Here is a 21,920-nt window from a genome sequence, read left to right on the forward strand (position 1 = left end):
TCGCCCTCCGCGGCCAGCCTCCGAATCAATGCCCAATCTTCCAAAGTGATCACTCTCCAATAGTTGAGTGTTCACTTTTCAAGCGCCGCTACTGTCCAGTTTTCAAGCGCCGCCGACACGGTTGCTCAGCAGCGTCGGGACCCGGGTCGTCGAAGTCGACCGCCCTGATCGGACTGCGCGACGAACACAAGGAAAGTCCGACCCCCTGGATGCGTGCGCCGCCGCTCGGGCCGTAGCCTCGGGCAGGGCGACGGGCATCCCGAAGTCGCGCGACGGCATCGTCGAGTCGCTGCGATGCTTCCGTCTTGCGCAACAGTCGGCGATCAAGGCGCGAACCCAGTGCATCGACCAGATCCGTGCACTGTTGATCAACGGCCCGGCCGAACTTCGGGAAGAGATGAGCTCGATATCCACCATGCAGATGCTGAAGCGGCTCTCTCACGCACTGAGGCCCCTCGCACGACGCTACGCGGACTTGAATCACGAGATCAAAGAACTCCGCCGCGCGATTAGCGAGCTCACGAGGCAAGTGGCGCCAGAACTGCTCGCGCGGCCCGGCGTCGGAGTTCAGGTTGCGGCGCAGCTGCTCATCACTGCTGGAGATAACCCCGACCGGCTTGGATCCGAAGCGTCGTTCGCGCACCTCACCGGCGTTACCCCCATTCCCGCCTCCTCCGGAAAACGTCAGAACCGACATCACCTCAACCGGGGCGGAGACCGCGCCGCAAACAACGCGCTCTACACCGTCGCGATCGTCCGGATGCGCTACTACGAGCCCACGCGCGCCTACGTCCAACGCCGAACCGCCGAAGGCCTCTCGAAGAAGGGCATCATCCGCTGCCTCAAACGCGCCATCGCACGCGAGATGTATCGTCTCCTCACAAGCCGCCCACATCTGTCACCGCCGCCTCCCCACCCCAGATCCTTGCGGCTTGACTTCTATAGGAGCATCCCTCCCGAGGTTCTTTCCGGAGCGCTCTCTGACGCGTCGCCCGATCTGATGCGGCAGCTGCTGCAAACAATGATCAACACGCTGCTGTCCGCGGACGCGGACGCGGTCGTCGGCGCGGAATGGGGAAATCCCAGCCCTGACCGTGTGACGCAGCGCAACGACTACCGGCACCGCGACCTTGATTCGCGGGTCGGCACGATCGACGTCGCCGTCCCAAGGCTCCGCACGGGCACCTACTTCCCGGAGTGGCTGCTCGAGCGTCGCGAACGCGCGGAGACGGCACTGATCGCTGTCGTCGCGGACTGCTATCTCGCCGGGGTCTCCACTCGCCGCATGGACAAGCTCGTGGGGACCTTCGGTATCCACTCGCTTTCCAAGTCACAGGTCTCCCGGATGGCCGCGGACCTCGACGAGCACGTCGACCAGTTCCGCCACCGACCCCTCGGCGATGCAGGGCCGTTCACGTTCGCCGCCGCGGACGCGGTCACCATGAAGGTCCGCGAAGGCGGGCGGGTCATCAATGCCGTCGTCCTCGTCGCGACCGACGTCAACGCGGACGGGCGCCGTGAAGTGCTCGGGCTGCGCGTCGCCACCAGCGAGACTGGCGCGGCCTGGAACTAGTTCTTCGCGGCTCTCGTCGCCCGCGGGCTGTCCGGAGTCCGCCTGGTCACTTCCGATGCCTACCAGGGGCCGGTCGAGGCGATCGCCGCGAATCTCCCCGACGTGCACGAGCACCTCGACACTGCGAGAGCGGACATCCTCGCGTTCACACAGTTCCCCGAGGGCCGCTGGCAGCAGATCTGGTCCAACAATCCCAACGAGCGACTGAACCGGGAAATCCGCCGCCGCACCGACAGCGTCGGGTCTTCCCGAACCGCGACGCGATTATCCGCCTCGTCGGAGCGGTCCTCGCCGAGCAGACCGATGAATGGGCCGAAGGACGCCGCTATCTCGGACTCGACATCCTCACCAAATCCCACCTCACCCTCGTCTCCGCTAACGGAGCGGAGGTGGCAGACGAACCCACCCTCGAACTCAGCGCCTAACCCTCACACCGAAGGACGCCGCTACACCACTACCCGGGGCTTGACCCCCGCACGCGACCTCTGCCTACTCAGACCACGAAATCGTCTCAGGGAGGAGGTGGCTACGGACAGTTGAGGTATTGCGGTAGTCATCCCAGATCTGCTGACTGAGGCTCTTAAGCCGCTCGATAGCCTGGTTACGAAGCTCTTCAACTTTGTCCATAGGCACGGCGGGGACGCCGTCTTCGAGAATCTTGACCAGACGACGATCAGTTGGGGACAGCGCGAGCTCTTCCCGACCAATGGCCGCCATGAACGCACGTGCTTTCACGACGGGATTGACACAGACCGTGGGCACCCCGTACATCGTGGCGACGAGTGTTGTGTGTAGCTTCATGCTGAGTACCAGCGAGCATTCGCCAAGCGCACGGGTAATCTCATCCAAGTTCTCGGTATAGAACGTCTCTTTACCGTCTACCTTGAGTTCTTCCGCGTTGTCGAAGTCCCGCTTACCGTGGGCAGCAACGCCGCCAATGATGTGCCGAACTCTCCATCCCTTCTCGATGTAAGAGGCGCCGATTTCCTCGAGCAGCCGATACTCCTTTGGACTCTTGATGTGCCGAGTGACGATTCCAAGAATTGGTTTAGCGTCGTCGCGCTCAACAGGGGGCAGCGGCAACGCGCACACAAGGTCCGCATGAGACCCCACCGAAACCTTAGGGCGAATGTGCTCGGAGACCCACTCTGCGGAGCCCGGGTCACGCGTAGAAATCGACCGCACGTTGGGGTGGGTAAGGAACTCGGTCCATTGCTCAAGGACAGACGGATCGATATCCGGGCGGTTGCGTTCGACTCCGATACCAGCGACGTGGAGCGGCCGACGAAGATACATCGGGTTCGTGAAGTCTCGATCGATCTCCGGTCGATATGGGCAGAGTAAGTCACCGCCACCGAGAACCACGGCATCCATAAGATCAACCTGATTGTTACGGATCGCGCGAAAATACCAAGGGCGGAAAATTCCTGTGAGGAGCGTAAGATCTGCCCACTGCCCGAGCCAATGCTCATAGACGCGAACGTACAATTCGTCACCGTAATTGCCCCGCGCTAGCGAGCCGGTAATTCCGACACGTGGTTTCAGCAGTGACTGGAGCTCCGCCTCCAATGCTTCTCGGGACGGCGACTCATCAACAGCCAGCGCGACTTCACGATTCTGGGTGATTGTCACGAGATCGCTCTTGCGCTTCCGTCGAAAAATCATCTGGGTTTCTCCTGTGGTCAGATCACGCTCAGTCACGTCACGACAAACGCAATGCCAGGCGTCAAGGTACGGACCGACAGTCACGGCCCGCGCGCACCTTCGCGATCAAAGCAAATACGACCGCAATCATCATCGTATCGCGCCGCACACGCCGCAGCTTGCGTGCCTTCGATTCAGAACGAGGCACGCACTACTGGTTTGGAAAGCTTCAGTCACGATGCCTGCGTTCCCTTTGATTCTTAGACCCTGGCCGTTGCCGTTTCGCATGCTCTTTCACCAGTTTCCGCACCAGATACCTCACGTGCCACCTCCGACCCGACCGCGCATCAGCCACCGGTTTCAACTGGTTGCGACTTCAGCTCGTCACCGCCAGTACAGCCATTACCACGCCTCTGCGCTCGATGCCATCGCCCCGCACCGATGCCATCTCGAAGTCAACGTAGACTCGTGCTTATGTCGAACAACCAAATCGTGCTCGTCTCCGCCGACGGCGCTAAGACGCTCATCGACGAGTTCGAAGGACTCACTGTCACTTTCAAAGGACGGAACAGCAGCGTCGAGATCGGCGAAGGCTCGGTGTTCCACGGATGTCGCTTTGTAATGGGTTCAAACGCTCATGTGAGCATTGGCACGACACACCACCGCGGGCTGATTGGGGTGGTCGTGAATCTCAGCGGAAACGGCAAGGAACGTGTCTTAGCGATCGGCCGTGGAACTTCGATCGAGGGTTGCAGGTTCGCGATGGCCGGCGACGGGCCGCGTTCAGTCACTGTTGGTGAGAACTGCATGATGAGCACCGGCATTATCTTCCGCGCCAGCGACGGCCACGCGATTTTCGACCTCGATTCAGGCGAAGTTCTCAACCAAGCTCAACCAATTATGATTGGTGATCACGTATGGATCGGCGCAAACGCAACCATACTTAAAGGCAGCCAAGTCGCCAACAACACGGTGATCGGCACACATTCTCTTGTGTCGCGCAAGTTCGAAGACGAGAACACTGCCATCGCCGGAGTGCCAGCCAAAGTCGTGCGCCGCAACATTGGCTGGGACCGTCAACACGTCGAGAAGTACATCGAAAAGCAAGCTGCGTCGACGCAGGCCCGCTAGGGATTCTGAAGGTAGTCGAGCCGCACGCGCACAACATGTTCCTGACCCCGGCCCAAGTCCGCTCGTCGAGCATCACCGAGCTTGGAGCGATGACGCTCACGTAGCCGACGGTCTCCCCCTCTTTCGCTTGGGTATCCCCGTTAGCGGAGGCGTTATCGTGAGTTGACTCCAAGTCTGGTTACTGCGAGGCGCAGCGTTATCCATTTAGCGCAAGCCTGGGCAGCGAGTGTTATATGGCATCGGGAAGAATCAGCGGTTCAGCACGGCCATGGCGCACCAGGCCAAGTATTTCTCTGCACACTACTACAGCCCCGATGCTAGCCTCCGGGATGCAAATCGGGGAGACGCCGTGGCAGCGTCTCCCCATCCTACGAGTCAGCGGTTGAAAGACCCTTCGAGCTCACGACGTCGCGCCTCATACGTAGAGTGCAGCGATTCGGGGATACGGCTCTTCGCCCATTCCAACAGGTGGAGCGCAAACTTCTGCCATTCTTCGTGGATGTTCTCGTATCCGTCGGATCCAGCGATCCTTTCGTGCGTGCTCCGCAGCGCTTCCAGCACAGCTATCCGGCGAGCGTCTTCGATATTCGTAACCTGAGCCCGCGTCGCGAACTTACGGTGCGTTGTGACGGCTGATTCCACGAAGGCGATCTTCTGCGCGCTCACAATCGTGTGCCAGTGGAACTGAACGTCGTTGTGAACAACCGTTGCACCAAAGAAGATATTTGCGTCGTGAAGAAGAGACGTGCGGATTATTCGGTTCCATGGGTAGTTCACCAATTGGGCTACGACACGTTGCTTAGCCGCATTACTCGTGACGCCGCGCAACTGGCGCCAGATCTCCCGGTCAGCCTTGAGCATCCTTTCATGGCGGCCCTCATCTGCGTACTCGAGCTTGTACTTCATAAAGAGCAGGTCTGCCGACTCTGCATCAGCATGCTTAACGGCGGCTGCAAGAGCCTCGGGATCGATGACATCGTCTGCGTCCAGGAAGAAGCTGTATCGTCCCGTTGCGAGCGGGATGACCGAGTTCCTGGCTCGCCCCGCCCCTCGGTTTCCCTGCGCAAAAACATGCACATTGTCGTATTTATTTTCGTACTCTTGCATGATCGACAGCGAATCATCCGTCGAACCGTCGTCGACGAGCAACACGTTGTAGCGAATACCAGCGGTCGCAAGAACCGAGTCGAGGGTTTGCTTCAGCAGGTCTGCACTATTAAATACTGGGATCACGACACTCAAATCGAGATCCGGGTACGCATCGTCATACGCAGCGAGACGTGCCCGCAGTTTTGGAGCCACGGCCGCGCTTGGGGCAGCTGCGCGCGCACGCTTATACACACCGCTAATTCCGAAACGGATCAGCTCGGCGGCGGCCTGCTGCGTCTGGTCCTTTGCGACCCAGTTTGTGCGTGCGAGGTAGTCGTAAAACGCTTCAAACAACACATCGCGATGCTTGTGGGTGCTTGCCGCAAGAAAATTGAGGATCGTATTCATGTGGTTGACGAACGCACCCAGCTTGTACGTCGCCGCGCTCATAGTCTGACCCTCGCGTTCCATTCGGTGATAGCTGATCACCTCGTCACACATCACGACCTTAGTGGCGCGCGACAACACGAACCAATGCAGCGGGTTGTCCTCGTAGAAGTAGTCACCCTCGGGATACTCGATCGCGTGCTTCTGCAGGAACGAACGACGATAGAGCTTACGCCACGGCACCGGCGACAGTCGGAAAAGCGCAGGATCTGTGAACGCCGAGATTGGCGCGTTCAAGGCGAGTTCGCCCCAAACACGCCGATCATACGACTCTGCACCTTCCTGTGCACTCTCAGAGAATGTCTTGAAATCCCCGATGACGAGCTCAGCCTCGTGCGTCTCTGCAAGGCTGACCATTCGAGCGAGACCCGCTGGCGTTACATGATCGTCGCTATCTGCAAAGGCCACGTACTCACCGCGCGCGGCGCGAATACCGATATTGCTGGGTACGCCAGCTCCGCCGATGGTGTTGTGGTCAAGCGCGAACACACGAACTCTGCGATCGCTCTGCCAGTACTTCCTGATGATGCGGCGCCCACCGTCGGTCGACGCGTCATCGATCAGGATGAGCTCAAGATCGGCGAACTCCTGGTCGAGAACCGACGAGATGGCGACATCCAGGAACGGCTCGACGTTGTAGACCGGCATGACGACGGTGACAGTCGGGGTCGCTTCAATCCGTGGTTCCCCGTGTGACGCGTCGAAATGAATCTTCTCAGAAACGGTGCCCGCATTGCTGCTGCGGCCGGCTGCAGCGCGCAAGCCAAGGATCTTCTCCGAGAGCGAGTTAGCAACCCGTCGGGCTGCGCGCGTAACGCGACCTGGAACCGGCGGCGCGACAAGAATCGCGCTGCTCGGGCGCAACTGTGGTGCCCAAGCTTGGTTTCCGACGAGCTTCATCTCAGCGTCGACGTGGATCGGATACTCAACGAGTCCGAGCGGGGTGCGGAATGTGCCGTACAAACGCCAGCGCGCGTCCGTGAACTTAGCCAAAGGACGCTCCCACACCATCGCAGAATCCGCGTTTCGGCCAACAGTAAAGTCGCGGCGCCGCACGGCTCCGGCATCTACTTTTCGAAGACCGTACACCCGAGACACCGAAGCAGCGTTGCCCTGTGCAAGACCGACCTGGAACTTCTCCCCGACAACGGTGGAGTGTTCCGCAGAGGCATTCAGGAATGTATTCACGAAGTCATCTCTGCCTGGGAGATCACCAACCGCTTGCTGCGCAAGAAGAACGAATCCGTCGTTCGCCGTCCTCACAGCCACTTGATGAGGCGCGTTTAGAATGACCGTACTGATCGTGACAGCGCAATCGTAAATGACAGTCTGGCCTGACCCGGCGTCGTATTCGATGCTCACAGCCCATTCACGCCCAGTCAGCACCGCGATATCTGCGTAGCAGATGAGCGCCTCTGCAGCAGTCTTACTCGATTCAAGAACAACCGTGGCGGATTCGTTGGTGAGGCGCACGCTGCGCACGCGTCGGGGCACAGCTGTCGCGAGCGTGATCTCGAGGCGACCGCCGTCGAAATCAAGCATCTTAACTTGAGCAGCGGGCAACGTTGGTGCAGCCACTTCCCATTCCGGTTCAACCTCAAACCAGGCGGTGACGACTTCGTCAACGTCACCCCGCGCGAAAGTCTGTCCGCGCGCGTCTCGCGCGGCCGAGTCTTCGACGACGACCACCCGCGAAGCCGTAATCGAACGACGCTCTGGCTGATGTCCCTGCGCGGCGCCTGCGTGGCGCACCACAACGACACCGGTCTCAACTTCATCTTCCTCGAGGATTCGTGAGATAACACGCGAATCAACGAGATTCTGCAACGCCGGCGCGAGCGGGGCGAGTCCCCGCGGCCCCCCCACCGAGTAAGACTGAAGAAATGCGATACGCATGCCCTTGGACGCGGCATGCTCAAGCTCAGATGCAACAGTCGTGTGGAAGTCGCGAAGCTTCGAGAATTCGCGGCCGTCGAGTACGAGCACGAGGTCGAAACGCTGAACCTCGGGCGACGCTTCCACCCATCGTGCGGGAGCGGCGAACTGCCGATCAGCGAGAGGGAATGCCACAAACGGCGAAGAATGATCGCCCTGAACACGTGCAAGATTGCTCTGCGTGCCACTCCAATACATCATGCGGTCAGGTGAGTTCCACAAGGTCGCCTTGGGGTCTCGCTCGGCGTAGGCTTCGCTCGTTTCTCTAACAAACTCGAGCGGAGCACCGGGCAGCAGTACGGGAACCTTCAATCCAGTGGCGCATTCGAGGCGTTGCCGGAACTCGGCTCCAGCTCCAGCGCCAACACGAACAGAATCAAAGTACCCAATCGTACTCAGCACTTCTTCCCGTCGGAACATCAGCGAGGATTCCGCAATGAAGAGTTCAGCGCCTGGACGATCGACGAAGGAAAGATCATCTGAGACTCCCACCGCCTTGATCACGTTTCCGAGACGAGACGGCATCGTGAGTAAGTCGACCACTTGAATCTCGAGGGTGCGCGGGTGCGACCACACATTTGCGTCGCGCATCGTTACGAACACGCCATCTGCCGATTGCAACGCCTCGTTACGGCGAACAAACTCACCAGCGTCCTCGTCGTTGCGAACAACGCGAATACGTTCGTCAAGAGCCGCTACCTCGTCAAGCAGCACCGACGCCCCTGAAGAGGAGGAATCATCAGTAATGACGAGTTCCCAGTTCGTGTAGCTCTGCGCGATGAGCGAACGTACCGCAACGAAAATTTCGTGACCCGGCTCGGACGTCACCATGATGACGGTCACGAGCGGGCCATCCACCGCTTCGGACCGCGCAGATGCGGTCAGTTGCTGGAACAAGCTTTCACCCTCAGCGTCGTTGCGCTCAATGGGTTCAAGCCCCGCCCGGTAGTATGGCTCGTTCAGGAGGCGGAACATCGAGTCGATGGAGCCGCCGAAGCGAGGATGCTGCAACTCCATCGCCAGCGCGTGACGCACCCATGTGCTCTTGGTTAGACGAGGCATCAGAGCGCGCACGGACTCTGCACGGCCGTGCTGCAACAGCCGTTCGGCCAGCGGTTCCATGAATTGCTCGTGCAAGTTCTGTCCGGCCACAACTTGCGCCGAAATGTACTCGGCCAGTGCTTGGAACGCTTCGGGGTCAAGATCACGCTCATACAAAACCCCTGAGAGTTCGGACAGTTGGTTTAGCGTGATTCCACCAACGACAGGCGGCATATCGTTGTTGCTCAAAGCCTCAAGGTCAAGAATCGCTGCGCGTAGCGACGCCCAGGTGTGCGCATGGCCAGTGAATCGCCCAGCTAGCACGTTCAGAGCCCAGCTCGACTTAGTACGTGCCCCGAACACAGCAATGTCGCGCTCGGGAGCGGTGGTATCGCGGAGCACTGCCAAGTGTTCCTGCCGCTTCGGATCACCGGAAAGTAGCGCGAGCGTAGCGACACCGTATTCAGCATCGGCCGGGGTGTCGCGCCTCGCCCATGTGGCACCCTCATCTTCAGCACTCGGGTTTATCGATTCTCCACGAGCAATTCGAACGAGAAAGTTCTCGGTGTGCCAGGTTTGAGCGGTCGGATCCATCGATGCATCAATCACAAAACGAGCCTAGTCGCTCCCGGTACCTTAGCGATGCACCACGCGTCCCAAGCACAAATGGGACCTTCTCACCCAAAACCGGTCGACAAGCGACCTCTCGCGAATTAGGCGAGGGTGTTGTTCCACATGGTCAGCGCCGAGCCGATTGCCATGTGCATGTCGAGATACTGGTAGGTGCCCAGACGTCCGCCGAAGTGAACGTCCTGCTCGCCCTTCTGTAGTTCGCGGTAGGCAAGCAGCCCCTCACGATCCGCCGGAGTGTTCACCGGGTAGTACGGCTCGTCCGTCTTCTCCGCGAAACGGGAGAACTCCCGCATGATGACGGTCTTGTCCGTGGGGTAGACGTCCTTGCGCTCCGGGTGGAAGTGCTTGAACTCGTGGATGCGAGTGAACGGGACATCCATGTCCGGATAGTTCATCACCGGAGTGCCCTGGAAATCACCAATATTGAGCACTTCCTGCTCGAAGTCCAGGGTGCGCCAACTCAGCTCGCCCTCGGCATAGTCGAAGTACCGATCCACCGGACCGGTGTACACGATCGGAACCTGCCCGACGAGCGCCTTACGATTCAGCGGCTGCGACTCATCGAAGAAATCAACGTTCAGCTTCACCTCAATATTCGGGTGATCCGCCATCCGCTCCAACCAGGCCGTGTACCCGTCCGTGGGCAAACCCTCCCACGTGTCACTGAAGTACCGGTTGTCATAGTTGTAACGAACAGGGAGGCGACTAACGATGTCCCCGGAAAGCTTATGCGGGTCGGTCTGCCACTGCTTAGCCGTGTAATCACGGAAGAACGCCTCGAACAACGGACGCCCCACCAGCGCAATCCCCTTCTCCTCGAAGTTCGCCGCCGACTTCACGTCGTACTCCCCCGCCTGCTCACGGATCAGCGCACGCGCCTCATCCGGAGAATACGCAGCCTGGAAGAACTGGTTAATCGTGCCCAGGTTCACCGGCATCGGATACACGACACTCTTATGGTTCGTATACACCCGGTGCTCATAGTTCGTGAACGTCGTGAACCGGTTCACGTACTCCCACACCGTCTGATTCGACGTGTGGAACAGGTGCGCACCATAACGATGCACCTCGATCCCCGTCTCCGGCTCCGCCTCGCTATAGGCATTACCGCCGATGTGAGAGCGACGCTCGATCACAGTCACCTTACGGCCAGCATCCGCGGCACGCTCTGCAATGGTAAGGCCGAAGAAACCAGAGCCCACAACGAGAAGATCCATGACCGCAAGCATAATCGACCACTGACAACTCACGGCAATACACACGGTTAGGAACAAGCACGACGGCCGAGGTCACTCCGTCCAGCTGAGTTCCCTTAGCGCTGCGATGCTCTCGATACGGAGTTACTCGACCTTGTGCGTCGGCACGTCCGGCGCCCCGCCTCCAGAATCTCGGTCAGCCGGCACGGCGATCAGCCAGGGCGACGACAAGCTCCTCGCACTCAATCGACTGAAGACGCGCGTCTTCGCATCAGAATGGTTACCTAGCGTAAGCACACCACACACATCGTCGCCACAACCGTGGTGTGCTGCTTCATACTCAGCAGCGCCTGGGCGATCTCGAACTGGGTGGTGAAGAAGATCACCTTCCCCTCCGACTTGAGATTCTCCGCATTCTCGGAATCGCACCTGCCGCGGTCGTCGATACCGCGAAATGATGTCGCGAACCCGCCGCCCTTCGTCGTGTAGGAAGCCGCGAACCCACCGAGCAGTCGATTCTCGGATGGAGCGAGCAACAAATGCCTGGATCAGTTTACCTTTGGGACGTTGAACCGGCGGTGGCGGGAGTGCGTACATGCTGTCTGCGTGCGAGGTGACTTGTAGTCAGAGGCGCAAGGATTCCCCGGCCAGCGGCTTACTCCGGCGTCTGGGACAAGAGGCGCCCCCAAGGTGCCAAGCGCTACCTGCGGCAACGTACGCTATCGGCCGCTAATCCCCTCCACTTGCGTAGGAGTCAGCCGCACGAGTAGCGGCTGTTACGATCAAGCCCTATGGCCCTGTATCCAACAGTCGCGACCGATCTCAGCACATGGTTGTCGTCAAGACCGACGCCTGGGCTCTACGCGCTGGAGGGCCAGATCGGCAGACAGCTCGTTACGCACGCAAACGTCGCTGTTCGCGCTCAGGCCGAGCGTATCGTCGTATTCCTCCCTGGCGCTCAAGGCCCGAAATCAGAACGCAGAATACCGTTTTTTCACCGTTGGACCTGGCAAGAAGACCTTCCCGACGCACATGTGATCGCATTAGGCGACCCGGCCATCACTATCAATGAGAATCTTCGTGGCGGCTGGTTCATCCATGACACGTACGACCTGATTGCCGAGCTCGCGTCCATTGCCGGCCGGATCGCGGACACATTAGGAACGTCGCATGAGAACGTGACGTTCCATGGCTCATCGATCGGCGGCTTCGCTGCGATCGGTATGGCCGCACACCTCAAGGGCTCTTCGGCACTATCAGAGATCCCACAAATTGACGTCGAACTGTGGCCGTTCAAGGGCTCACAAGTCATCATCGAATCACACTTCGGCCAAACGTTCTCAGAACTCCGGAGAAAGCACCCAGAACGTCTCAATGTGCTCGATCGTCTCCGCTACGCGGATTTCGTCCCCCCGTTCACGCTAATTACGAACACAGCAGACGCCACCTATGATCAACAGTTGTCATTTATGGATGATGTTGCCGCTCTAAAGTGTCCGCATTTGGGTCATCAGCAGCTCACACTTACTGACATAGTGGCTGGCCACAAGCCTCTGCCAAAGCCCGAGGTTCTTGCGTACCTGCGTTCATAACTCACGCTTCTACGGTCGCGCCAGCTTCCTATGGAGACGTCCGCACGCTACCGCTGATTCTCTGCACGCTCACACCCAAGCCGCTCACTGGGCAGTGAACCGACACAGGTTCTCTGCCGCCTCTACGCAAGGAGCGACTCTCGGGTGAGCGTCGGGTGGCGGGCCTGCGCGAACTCGTTCGGGCTAACTGTGCCGATATTGCCGGGAGCCGTCAGCGGTAATGCCAATCAGCCCAGCCGCCAGCCGTCGTGGAACGCCGTGGTGCTGATGCATTCGGCGGGGTCGACGCCGTTGCTCGTCTCCAGCAGCATCAAACCTTGAGGCGGGTCAGTCAGTCCAAACCATCGTCTCGGGAAGGATGTGCCGGCGGGCAGCCGACGTGTTCCTATAGTCATCCCAGATTCGCTGGCTGAGCTGCTTGAGATAGCCGACGGCCTGGGCACGAAGCTTGTCGACCTTGTCCATCGGAACGTCCGGAACGCCATCCTCAAGTATTTTAATCAGCCGGGGATCAGTCGGCTCGACTACCAACTCCTCTCGCCCGATGGCGGCCATAAATGCTCGAATCTTGACGACAGGATTGACACACACCGTCGGCACACCGTACATAGTTGCGACGATCGTCGTGTGCAACTTCATACTCAGCAGAAGTGAGCACTCACCCAGCGCGCGGGTGATCTCATCGAGTTGCTTTGTGTAAAGAGTCTCTTTACCCTCGATCTTGAGCTCTTCCCCGTTCTCGAAATCACGCTTGCCGTGTCCCTCGATGCCGCCGATGATGTGGCGAACCCGCCAGCCCTTCTCGATGTAAGAAGCGGCGATCTCCTCGAGTAGTCGATAGTCTTTCGGATCTCGTGCGTATCGCGTGACGATGCCCAAAATGGGTCTGCCCTCGCTCCGCTCGACGGGTGGCAACGGCAGCGCGCAGACAAGGTCTGCGTGAGCGACGACGGTCACTTTCGGGCGAATGTGCTTCGTAATCCAGCCGGCTGAGCCCAGGTCGCGAGTTGAAATCGAGCGCACGTTCGGGTGAGTGAGAAACTCTGCCCACTTCTCGACTACGGACGGGTCAGTTTCCGGCAGGTCGTTCTCGACACCGATGCCTGCGACGTGGACTGGCCGCCGGAGATACATCGGATTGATGAAATCAGGATCGATCTGTGTGCGATACGGACAGAGCAGGTCACCCCCACCGAGCACAACTGCATCCATGATGTCGACTTGGGTCGTACGGAGTTCCCGAAAATACCACGGCCTGTGGAGGGCAGTGAGAAGCGTCAGATCCGCCCACTGTCCGAGCCAATGCTCGTACACCCGCACGAAGAGTTCGTCACCGTAGTTTCCACGGCCCAGCGAACCAGTGATGCCGACTCGGGGCTTCAATAACCCGCGTAGTTCGGCCTCGAGGTCGTGCGTTGATAGCTCGCTCCCCGCGTCGTAGTTCTTGATGCGTCGAAAGATCATGAGTTCGGGTCCTCCGGAAGAGAAAGGGCGCGGCGGCACGCCCGACGGGGTGGCATTCAGCAGCGGAGCGGGCGTAGCGAGCTCACTTGGCCGAGATATACAGACACGGGTACGACACAGGTTGAAGCTCAGGCTAACAGAGGCCGAAGGCGCCTACGGCGCGCAGATGACCTTACCCATGCCCGATCTCCGAGAACCGGCACCTCGACAGCCCAAACCCGTCAGCAGGACTCCTTCTTGTCCTATTGTCAAACAAAGCGATCGAAATCAGTCGCACCAAGGCGGTCATCGGGCGCGTCCAGGCGACGTGGCGGTCACATCGACGAGGCCGCCTCCCGGCTCGCCCGACGCCCCAGCAATACCACGGTGGTCCCGCCAATGACCAGCGCAAGACCCGTGGTCGCGACGCCAGAAGCGAACGCGGAGTCGATTCCGGTGATAGCCAGATCATCTGTCACGACGATGTCGACGAATACCGAACCGCTAGTCGCGCCGCGCACCTCGATCGTGTGAGCACCGATCTCGGTACCACCGGCGATTCCCACCGACAATGAGAGATCACCGTTGGCGTCTGCCGTGGCATCCGTCAGCTTCCATGGTTGAGAGCGCAACCAGAGCTCGAGCTTCTCACCGGGCTGGAAGCCGCTGGAGTTCACCGTCACACTCGTCGCTGCCGGCACAGACGCGCTCGAAAGACTCACCGTCGGCTTCACCTGCACTGGTGCCGGAGTATCCGGCGCAGCGGGGGCAGGCGTCTCTACCGGCTGTGGTGTCTCGGTCGGTTCAGACGGAACGGGCGTCTTGGTCGGGGCTGGGCTGTCAGTAGGAACGGGCGTCGGCTCCGGCGAAGTCGTCGGAGCGGGTGTTGGTTCACGCGACTTCGTGGGTTCCGGTGACTCGGTAGGAGTTGGAGACGGGTCGGGCGAATCGGTTGGTGTCGGTGTTGCCTCATCGCAAGACTCAGCACGAGAAAAATCGCCTTCCGCGACGCCCTTGCCGTTGACGAACCACTCGACATGGTGTGCAACGTCGTCAGTGATCTCCACCGATTTCGCGCGGCCTTCGAACGCGATCCCCGGCTCGGCGACCCAGTGTTCAGACTCGCCAGCTTCACCGTCGACAGCGATGAAAGACTCCGCCGTTGTCGCATCCAGCACGAACGTGCCACGGGCTTCCAGCCAGAAGCCCTCGTCTTCGCACTGCACGGCAAGAGTGGCTGTCCCAGCATCCGTCGAGTCGGCGTGCGCGGGAGCCCCAAAGAACAGTCCGGTCACCGACAACGCGATCACACCCGCAAGTGACACAAAGCGCGCGCGGTGCGAGCGATGCGTGTCGCTGTTGCGGAGGTGTCGAATCATGATCGGCTCCTTTGAGACTTACTCGGATCCTAACCGCTAATCAGCACGGTTGGGCTCTGTGAGCGGTCCCAGGTGTCCGCCGTCCGTCAGAGCGGCAACCGCACCGTCGGCGCGTCGCCGGTTGCCCAGAAATCAGCATCCAAAACGCGAGTCACCGGGTCAGGCTCGGCCGGCGCATACGACTGCTGGTATTGCTCAGCACGCTGGCGCTGAATCGCCGCCGCGGCCGCACGGCGCTCCCAGAGTTCGCGCTCAATCTTGGTGCGGTCGCGGGCGTAGATCATCGCCCGCATGATCATCGCCAGCATCAGGCCGATGTATCCGCCGATCGTGTTCGCGGCGACGTCCTGCAACGTCGAGACACGCTCGTCCAAAGCCATCCCCTGCGTGAACTCGATGGCTCCCGAGAACGCCGGCAGCAGGAAGATCGCCAGCCACCACGCCTTGCGCGCAAGCGCCAGGCCCAGAAGGAACCCGAGCGGCACGAACATGCCGATGTTCGCCGTGAACTCGAGCTTGTCGTAGCCGAACCACTCCGGAACACCGAAGTTGTGCAGCACCTGGAGCAGACGCGACGAGATGCTTCCGAACTCCAACTGCTGCGGGTTCGGCCACATCGTGACCAGCAGCACGAACGCAGAGTAAATCGCCAGCAGGAGCGTTGACACCCACATGCGGGCGTAGCTTCGCGGCGGCGGTGGGCCGACGTAGATTTCGCTCATGGTGCTCCTCAGTGTCGTGCCCTTCGACAGGCTCAGGGATCGGTGGTGTGGCTCAGGGAGCGGTGTGATGAAGGGCGAGGGCCATCGTATCCAGCGCAGATGGGGAACCGCTTAGTGGCGGCAATCTCCTGCGCACTGAGCTGTGCGAAATACATGATCCAATAGCTATGGCGACGAATGACGTGCCACTGACAATGGAAGAGAACGAACGAATGACAGTCGCAGGCACGTTGCGAACCGCAACCATTTCGGTGTTGCTCATCGTCGGGCTCGCCGGTTGCGTACCCGAACCCGCCGTGGCCGAAGGTGCGCCGCAGTCTCCGGCGATTGAGCCGGCGGATTCACCGCAACTCCCTCCAGCAGCTGCGACCACCTTTGTGTCGGTCATCGATGGCGACACCATCGAAACCAGCGAGGGAACCGTCCGGATCATCGGGATCGACACCCCTGAGCGCGGGCAGTGCGGCTACGACGAAGCCGCGATGCAGATCGGGTACCAGCTCTCGTCCGGTGACAGTCTTACCTTGGCTTTGCCACCGGGCCAGAACGACACCGACCGACACGGAAGGCTCCTCCGCTACGTCACCACGAACGCTGGTATCGACCTCGGCATGATGCAGCTGGAGTCCGGCTACGCGCTGGCCAGATACGACTCTTGGGACGGCTACCCCGCGCACCCCAATGAGGAGGCATACCGTTCCGCCCAGCTTGCCTCGATGGATGCAGCCGGTACCGTCATCACCACCTCCTGCCAGAGTGGCGCTCCACAGCCTGTGGCCCCCACTGCGGGTGATCGCTGGTGGGAGCAATTTTCATCCTGCACCAAGCTCAAGAAAAACACCGCAGGATTTCCCGTCGGGCCATTCAACCGTGACGATCCCGCTCAGGCAGAAGCCTATGAGTGGTTCGCGTACGGCACCGGCAACAACGGCGACGGCGACGGCGACGGACTCGCCTGCGAGTGATGCCATAGGCACACGGATGCTGCGCGTCATGGCACGCCATGCCGAGCAACGCGCACGCAGGTTCAGGGCGTAGCGTCCAGCATCCGGCACCCTTCGACAGGCTCAGGGCGCAGCATCCGGCATCCAGGAACGACAAAGGGGCCGAGCCCGAAGGCTCGACCCCTTTGACAACTAAAGAAACTTAGCTGTTGATCTTCGTGACCGTACCGGCGCCGACGGTGCGTCCACCCTCACGGATGGCGAAGCCGAGGCCCTCTTCCATAGCGATCGGCTGGATCAGCTCGACCGTCATGTCAGTGGTGTCACCAGGCATGACCATCTCGGTGCCCTCAGGCAGCGAGATGACGCCGGTGACGTCGGTGGTGCGGAAGTAGAACTGCGGGCGGTAGTTCGTGTAGAACGGGTTGTGACGGCCGCCCTCTTCCTTGGAAAGGATGTACGCGGTGCCCTCAAAGTTGGTGTGAGGGGTAACCGAACCCGGCTGAACGATGACCTGGCCACGCTCAACGTCTTCACGCTTCAGACCACGAAGCAGCAGACCACAGTTCTCGCCGGCCCATGCCTCGTCGAGCTGCTTGTGGAACATCTCGATACCAGTGACCGTGGTCTTCTGCGTCGCGCGGATGCCGACGATCTCGACCTCGGAGTTGATCTTGAGGGTTCCACGCTCGGCGCGGCCGGTGACGACGGTTCCACGACCGGTGATCGTGAAGACGTCCTCAACGGGCATCAGGAACGGCTTGTCGCGGTCACGCTCGGGGTCCGGAACGTTGTCGTCCACACCCTGCATGAGCTCGAGGATCGAGTTGACCCACTTCTCTTCGCCCTCGAGCGCCTTCAGCGCCGAGACCTGAACGACAGGAGCGTTGTCGCCGTCGAAGCCCTGGCTCGACAGCAGCTCACGAACCTCGAGCTCGACGAGCTCAAGGATCTCTTCGTCGTCGACCATGTCGGACTTGTTCAGCGCGACCATCAGGTACGGCACGCCGACCTGCTTGGCGAGCAGAACGTGCTCACGGGTCTGAGCCATCGGGCCGTCGGTAGCGGCAACCACGAGGATTGCGCCGTCCATCTGAGCGGCACCGGTGATCATGTTCTTGACGTAGTCGGCGTGGCCGGGAGCGTCAACGTGCGCGTAGTGGCGCTTGGGGGTCTCGTACTCAATGTGCGAGATGTTGATCGTGATACCACGCTGGCGCTCTTCCGGCGCCGAGTCGATGGTAGCGAAGTCACGCTGCACGTTGGTGGCCGACGGGTACTTGTCAGCGAGCACCTTGGAGATGGCTGCGGACAGCGTCGTCTTGCCGTGGTCAACGTGACCGATGGTTCCGATGTTGACGTGCGGCTTGGTCCGCTCGAACTTGGCCTTGGCCACTGGGTCCTCCTCAGGACGTTCGTGTAGTGATTGCCGGGCACTGGTTTGTAACCGGTTCGCTACGGGGTTTAATTCTCAGTTTAGTAGAGAGATTGCGTGTGAAGTTGTGTGTTGTCCGGATGCTGCGCCCCTTGCCTTTTGACAGGCTCAGGGCGCAGCATCCGAACGAAAGGGTTACTCGCCCTTGATCTTCTGGATGATCTCATCCGCTACGGCCCTGGGGACCTCAGCATAGGAGTCGAACTCCATCGAGTAAACAGCGCGACCCGAAGTCTTCGAGCGCAGGTCGCCGATGTATCCGAACATCTCGGACAGCGGAACCTGTGCGCGAACGATCTTGATGCCGGTGGAATCTTCCATCGACTGGATCTGGCCACGACGCGAGTTCAGGTCGCCGATGACGTCGCCCATGTACTCCTCGGGCGTACGAACCTCAACGGCCATCAGCGGCTCAAGCAGAACCGGGTTGGCACGGCGCAGAGCTTCCTTCATACCGATCGAGCCCGCGATCTTGAACGCCATTTCAGACGAGTCAACATCGTGTGCAGCACCATCGACGATGGTCGCCTTGACACCCACGATCGGGAAGCCGGCGAGCACGCCGACGTTCATCGCATCCTGGAAACCAGCATCGATCGAACCGATGTACTCACGCGGGATGCGACCACCCGTGACCGAGTTCACGAACTCGTAGGTCTTGTCAGCATCCAGCGCAAGCGGCTCGATGTTGAACTGGATCTTCGCGAACTGACCCGAACCACCGGTCTGCTTCTTGTGCGTGTAGTCGTGCTTCTCGACGGCCTTCTTGATCGTCTCGCGGTAAGCCACCTGCGGCTTTCCGACGTTGGCCTCAACGTTGAACTCGCGCTTCATGCGGTCAACGAGGATGTCGAGGTGCAGCTCGCCCATGCCCTTGATGGTCGTCTGACCAGTCTCGGGGTTGAGCTCGGTGCGGAAGGTCGGGTCCTCTTCAGCGAGCTTCTGGATGGCAACACCCAGCTTCTCCTGGTCGGCCTTCGTCTTCGGCTCGATAGCAACCTCGATAACCGGATCCGGGAACGTCATCGACTCGAGGACGACCGGAGCGGCGATGTCAGTCAGGGTGTCACCGGTGGTGGTGTCCTTCAGACCGATGACCGCGTAGATGTTACCTGCGGTGACCGAGGGAACCGGGTTCTCCTTGTTGGCGTGCATCTGGAAGATCTTCCCGATGCGCTCCTTCTTGCCCTTGGTCGAGTTGGTGACCTGCGAGCCGGAGTCCAGGTGGCCCGAGTACACGCGAATGTAGGTGAGGCGACCGAAGAACGGGTGCACAGCAACCTTGAACGCCAGGGCCGCGAACGGGTCCTCGGAGCTGGGGTTGCGCTTGACGATCGTGTCGTAGTCCTTCGGGTCGTGCGCCTCAATGGCACCGACGTCGAGGGGGTTCGGCAGGTAATCGATGACAGCATCCAGCATCGGCTGAACGCCACGGTTCTTGAACGCCGAACCACACAGCACCGGGTAGATCTCGCTGTTGACGACCATCTTGCGAATGGCGCCCTTGATCTCGGCGACCGTGAGGTCTTCGCCACCGAAGAACTTCTCCAGAAGTGCGTCGTCGGTCTCGGCGACGGTCTCGAGGAGGCGCTGACGGTACTCCGCAGCCTTCTCCTTGAGGTCCTCCGGGATCTCCTGCACTTCGTAAGAAGCACCCATGGTCACGTCACCCTTGGAGTCCCCCTCCCAGACGAGTGCACGCATCTCGACGAGGTCAATGACCCCGAGGAAGTCGCTCTCTGCACCGATCGGGAGCTGGATGACGAGGGGCTTTGCGCCGAGGCGGTTGACGATCGTGTCGACCGTGTAATAGAAGTCAGCGCCGAGCTTGTCCATCTTGTTGACGAAGCAGATACGCGGAACGTTGTACTTGTCAGCCTGACGCCACACGGTCTCGGACTGGGGCTCAACGCCCTCCTTGCCGTCGAACACGGCAACAGCGCCATCGAGCACGCGCAGCGAACGCTCCACCTCAACGGTGAAGTCGACGTGGCCGGGGGTGTCGATGATGTTGATCTGGTTGTTGTTCCAGAAGCAGGTCACGGCGGCAGACGTGATCGTGATGCCGCGCTCCTTCTCCTGCTCCATCCAGTCAGTCGTCGCGCCACCATCGTGCGTCTCGCCCAGCTTGTGGTTGACGCCCGTGTAGAACAGGATGCGCTCGGTCGTCGTGGTCTTGCCAGCATCGATGTGCGCCATGATGCCGATGTTGCGGACCTTGCTCAGGTCGGTGAGCACGTCTTGTGCCACAGGAGTGTCCTTTTCTATCTAGCAGTGCAACTGCGAAAGTTTGGGGGCTTCAACAGGCTCAGGTAGGGCAAGCCCGGCCCCTGAGCCTGTTGAAGGATTACCAGCGGTAGTGAGCGAACGCGCGGTTCGACTCGGCCATCTTGTGAGTGTCCTCACGACGCTTGACTGCAGCGCCCAGGCCGTTCGAGGCATCCAGAATCTCGTTCTGGAGACGCTCGGTCATCGTCTTCTCACGGCGACCCTTGGCGTAGCTGACGAGCCAGCGCAGCGCGAGGGTGTTGGCACGGTGAGGCTTGACCTCAACCGGCACCTGGTAGGTCGAGCCACCAACGCGGCGGCTGCGAACCTCAAGAGTCGGGCGCACGTTGTCGAGCGCCTTCTTCAGGGTGGCGACAGCGTCCTCGTTGTTCTTCGCCTCGACGCCGCGGAGGGCGCCGTAGACGATGGACTCAGCGAGCGACTTCTTGCCGTCAACGAGAATCTTGTTGACGAGCGAGGTGACGATCGGTGCGCCGTATACGGGATCGTTGACGACGGGGCGCTTCGGGGCGGGACCCTTACGAGGCATCTAACTCAACCCTTCTTCGCACCGTAGCGGGAACGAGCCTGCTTACGGTTCTTGACAGCCTGGGTGTCCAGGGCGCCACGGACGATCTTGTAACGCACACCGGGGAGGTCCTTAACACGACCGCCGCGGACGAGCACGAGCGAGTGCTCCTGCAGGTTGTGGCCCTCACCGGGAATGTAAGCGGTGACCTCTGCGCCGTTACGAAGCTTCACACGAGCGACCTTGCGCATCGCCGAGTTCGGCTTCTTCGGGGTGGTGGTGTAGACGCGGGTGCATACCCCGGCCTGCTGCGGGTTCGACTTGAGCGCTGGCGCCTTGGTCTTAGTGACCTTGGGCGAGCGTCCCTTGCGAACCAACTGCTGAATAGTTGGCACGTTCTCTCCTCATAGTGCTGCACGGTGACAGCGTGATGGGTTTCACATCAAACCCACCGGCGCAGGCGGAACCGCCTGAGCTTTTGGTGTGGTGGGTATGCCGTGGGGGCTGACCGGTATGGACCGGAGCCCGTGTGCAGGCACGCCGAGACGTGCACACACCTGATCAAGTGTAATGCCGCGTAATGGATGCGGTCAAATGGCGGGAGGGGAGATGTGCTACGGCCTGCGGGGGCGGGGCTGGTGGTGGGGCTGGCGGCGACGAGACATGGCTTGCCGCATGAGAAACGTCGTAGGAACACCTTTCTCATGCAGTTAGGTGTTTCTCGCAGCGGGAGGGGTCCGGGCGGCGGTGGGCCGACTCGCGGCTGGCGCCGCGGTGGCCGTGAGAAGTGACCCCGGCCCCGCAGGCTCTGAGCCATTGCCGAGTCAGGGTCGACAAGCTATATTGGTAGCGCCTCCCGTTACGACGGGTCGGGAAGAAGGCCTTAGAAACCCAGCCGGACGACTGGATCTAGGGCCTT

The 21,920-nt window shown here is 60.4% G+C and carries 14 protein-coding genes and 2 pseudogenes; 5 read left to right on the forward strand and 11 right to left on the reverse strand.

Translation table 11 applies throughout. The features are described from left to right. Positions 1-421: 421 nt before the first annotated feature. Together ACSS7Z_RS14990 and ACSS7Z_RS14995 are read left to right on the forward strand one after the other, a co-directional pair. Positions 422-784 (forward strand): annotated as a pseudogene (locus ACSS7Z_RS14990) (transposase); the annotation flags it as partial. Positions 785-949: 165 nt separating this feature from the next. Then, positions 950-1,998: pseudogene (locus tag ACSS7Z_RS14995) on the forward strand (IS256 family transposase). Between the two features lie 64 nt (positions 1,999-2,062). Here the strand turns inward: ACSS7Z_RS14995 and ACSS7Z_RS15000 are convergent. Then, complete coding sequence (locus ACSS7Z_RS15000; RefSeq protein WP_438255679.1) at positions 2,063-3,274, reverse strand: polysaccharide pyruvyl transferase family protein; 1,212 nt, start codon at positions 3,272-3,274, stop codon at positions 2,063-2,065. Positions 3,275-3,691: 417 nt separating this feature from the next. On the opposite strand from ACSS7Z_RS15000, the gene ACSS7Z_RS15005 reads away from it, so the two are divergent. Then, positions 3,692-4,348, forward strand: coding sequence for an acyltransferase (locus ACSS7Z_RS15005; protein ID WP_438255680.1), 657 nt, complete (start codon positions 3,692-3,694; stop codon positions 4,346-4,348). Between the two features lie 375 nt (positions 4,349-4,723). Here the strand turns inward: ACSS7Z_RS15005 and ACSS7Z_RS15010 are convergent, their stop codons facing one another. The 3 genes from ACSS7Z_RS15010 to ACSS7Z_RS15020 all read right to left on the reverse strand — a co-directional run bounded on the left by ACSS7Z_RS15010 (position 4,724) and on the right by ACSS7Z_RS15020 (position 11,225). After that, entirely contained in the window at positions 4,724-9,469 is a 4,746-nt protein-coding gene (locus ACSS7Z_RS15010) for a glycosyltransferase family 2 protein (protein ID WP_438255681.1), read from the reverse strand. 104 nt (positions 9,470-9,573) lie between these two features. Further along, entirely contained in the window at positions 9,574-10,710 is a 1,137-nt protein-coding gene (glf, locus tag ACSS7Z_RS15015) for a UDP-galactopyranose mutase (RefSeq protein WP_438253520.1), read from the reverse strand. Between the two features lie 263 nt (positions 10,711-10,973). Further along, on the reverse strand, positions 10,974-11,225 hold the full coding sequence (locus ACSS7Z_RS15020) for a hypothetical protein (RefSeq protein ID WP_438255682.1): 252 nt from the start codon (positions 11,223-11,225) through the stop codon (positions 10,974-10,976). Between the two features lie 255 nt (positions 11,226-11,480). On the opposite strand from ACSS7Z_RS15020, the gene ACSS7Z_RS15025 reads away from it, so the two are divergent. Then, positions 11,481-12,281, forward strand: coding sequence for a hypothetical protein (locus tag ACSS7Z_RS15025; RefSeq protein WP_438255683.1), 801 nt, complete (start codon positions 11,481-11,483; stop codon positions 12,279-12,281). 327 nt (positions 12,282-12,608) lie between these two features. Here the strand turns inward: ACSS7Z_RS15025 and ACSS7Z_RS15030 are convergent, their stop codons facing one another. The 3 genes from ACSS7Z_RS15030 to ACSS7Z_RS15040 all read right to left on the reverse strand — a co-directional run bounded on the left by ACSS7Z_RS15030 (position 12,609) and on the right by ACSS7Z_RS15040 (position 15,825). Further along, positions 12,609-13,745 (reverse strand): polysaccharide pyruvyl transferase family protein, encoded by a 1,137-nt coding sequence (locus ACSS7Z_RS15030; RefSeq protein WP_438255684.1) that lies wholly within the window; start codon positions 13,743-13,745, stop codon positions 12,609-12,611. Positions 13,746-14,059: 314 nt separating this feature from the next. Further along, the gene (locus ACSS7Z_RS15035; RefSeq protein ID WP_438255685.1) at positions 14,060-15,103 is read right to left on the reverse strand and encodes a hypothetical protein; all 1,044 of its coding nucleotides are present in this window, start codon (positions 15,101-15,103) and stop codon (positions 14,060-14,062) included. 86 nt (positions 15,104-15,189) lie between these two features. Further along, complete coding sequence (locus ACSS7Z_RS15040) at positions 15,190-15,825, reverse strand: VanZ family protein (protein ID WP_438255686.1); 636 nt, start codon at positions 15,823-15,825, stop codon at positions 15,190-15,192. Between the two features lie 167 nt (positions 15,826-15,992). Here ACSS7Z_RS15040 and ACSS7Z_RS15045 point away from each other — a divergent pair, with 167 nt between their 5' ends. Next, complete coding sequence (locus ACSS7Z_RS15045; RefSeq protein ID WP_438255687.1) at positions 15,993-16,790, forward strand: thermonuclease family protein; 798 nt, start codon at positions 15,993-15,995, stop codon at positions 16,788-16,790. A gap of 181 nt (positions 16,791-16,971) precedes the next feature. Here ACSS7Z_RS15045 and tuf read toward each other — a convergent pair whose 3' ends face one another. The 4 genes from tuf to rpsL form a co-directional block, all read right to left on the reverse strand. Next, complete coding sequence (tuf, locus tag ACSS7Z_RS15050; protein WP_438255688.1) at positions 16,972-18,165, reverse strand: elongation factor Tu; 1,194 nt, start codon at positions 18,163-18,165, stop codon at positions 16,972-16,974. Between the two features lie 174 nt (positions 18,166-18,339). After that, complete coding sequence (fusA, locus tag ACSS7Z_RS15055) at positions 18,340-20,454, reverse strand: elongation factor G (RefSeq protein WP_438255689.1); 2,115 nt, start codon at positions 20,452-20,454, stop codon at positions 18,340-18,342. A gap of 97 nt (positions 20,455-20,551) precedes the next feature. Further along, positions 20,552-21,022 carry a 30S ribosomal protein S7 gene (gene rpsG / locus ACSS7Z_RS15060; RefSeq protein WP_438255690.1) on the reverse strand — a complete coding sequence of 157 codons (471 nt, stop codon included), beginning with the start codon at positions 21,020-21,022 and terminating at the stop codon, positions 20,552-20,554. 5 nt (positions 21,023-21,027) lie between these two features. Further along, complete coding sequence (rpsL, locus tag ACSS7Z_RS15065) at positions 21,028-21,396, reverse strand: 30S ribosomal protein S12 (protein WP_033106047.1); 369 nt, start codon at positions 21,394-21,396, stop codon at positions 21,028-21,030. Positions 21,397-21,920 lie beyond the last annotated feature (524 nt).

The sequence above is a fragment of the Microbacterium wangyouchuni genome (assembly GCF_051546305.1).
Taxonomy (GTDB): domain Bacteria; phylum Actinomycetota; class Actinomycetes; order Actinomycetales; family Microbacteriaceae; genus Microbacterium.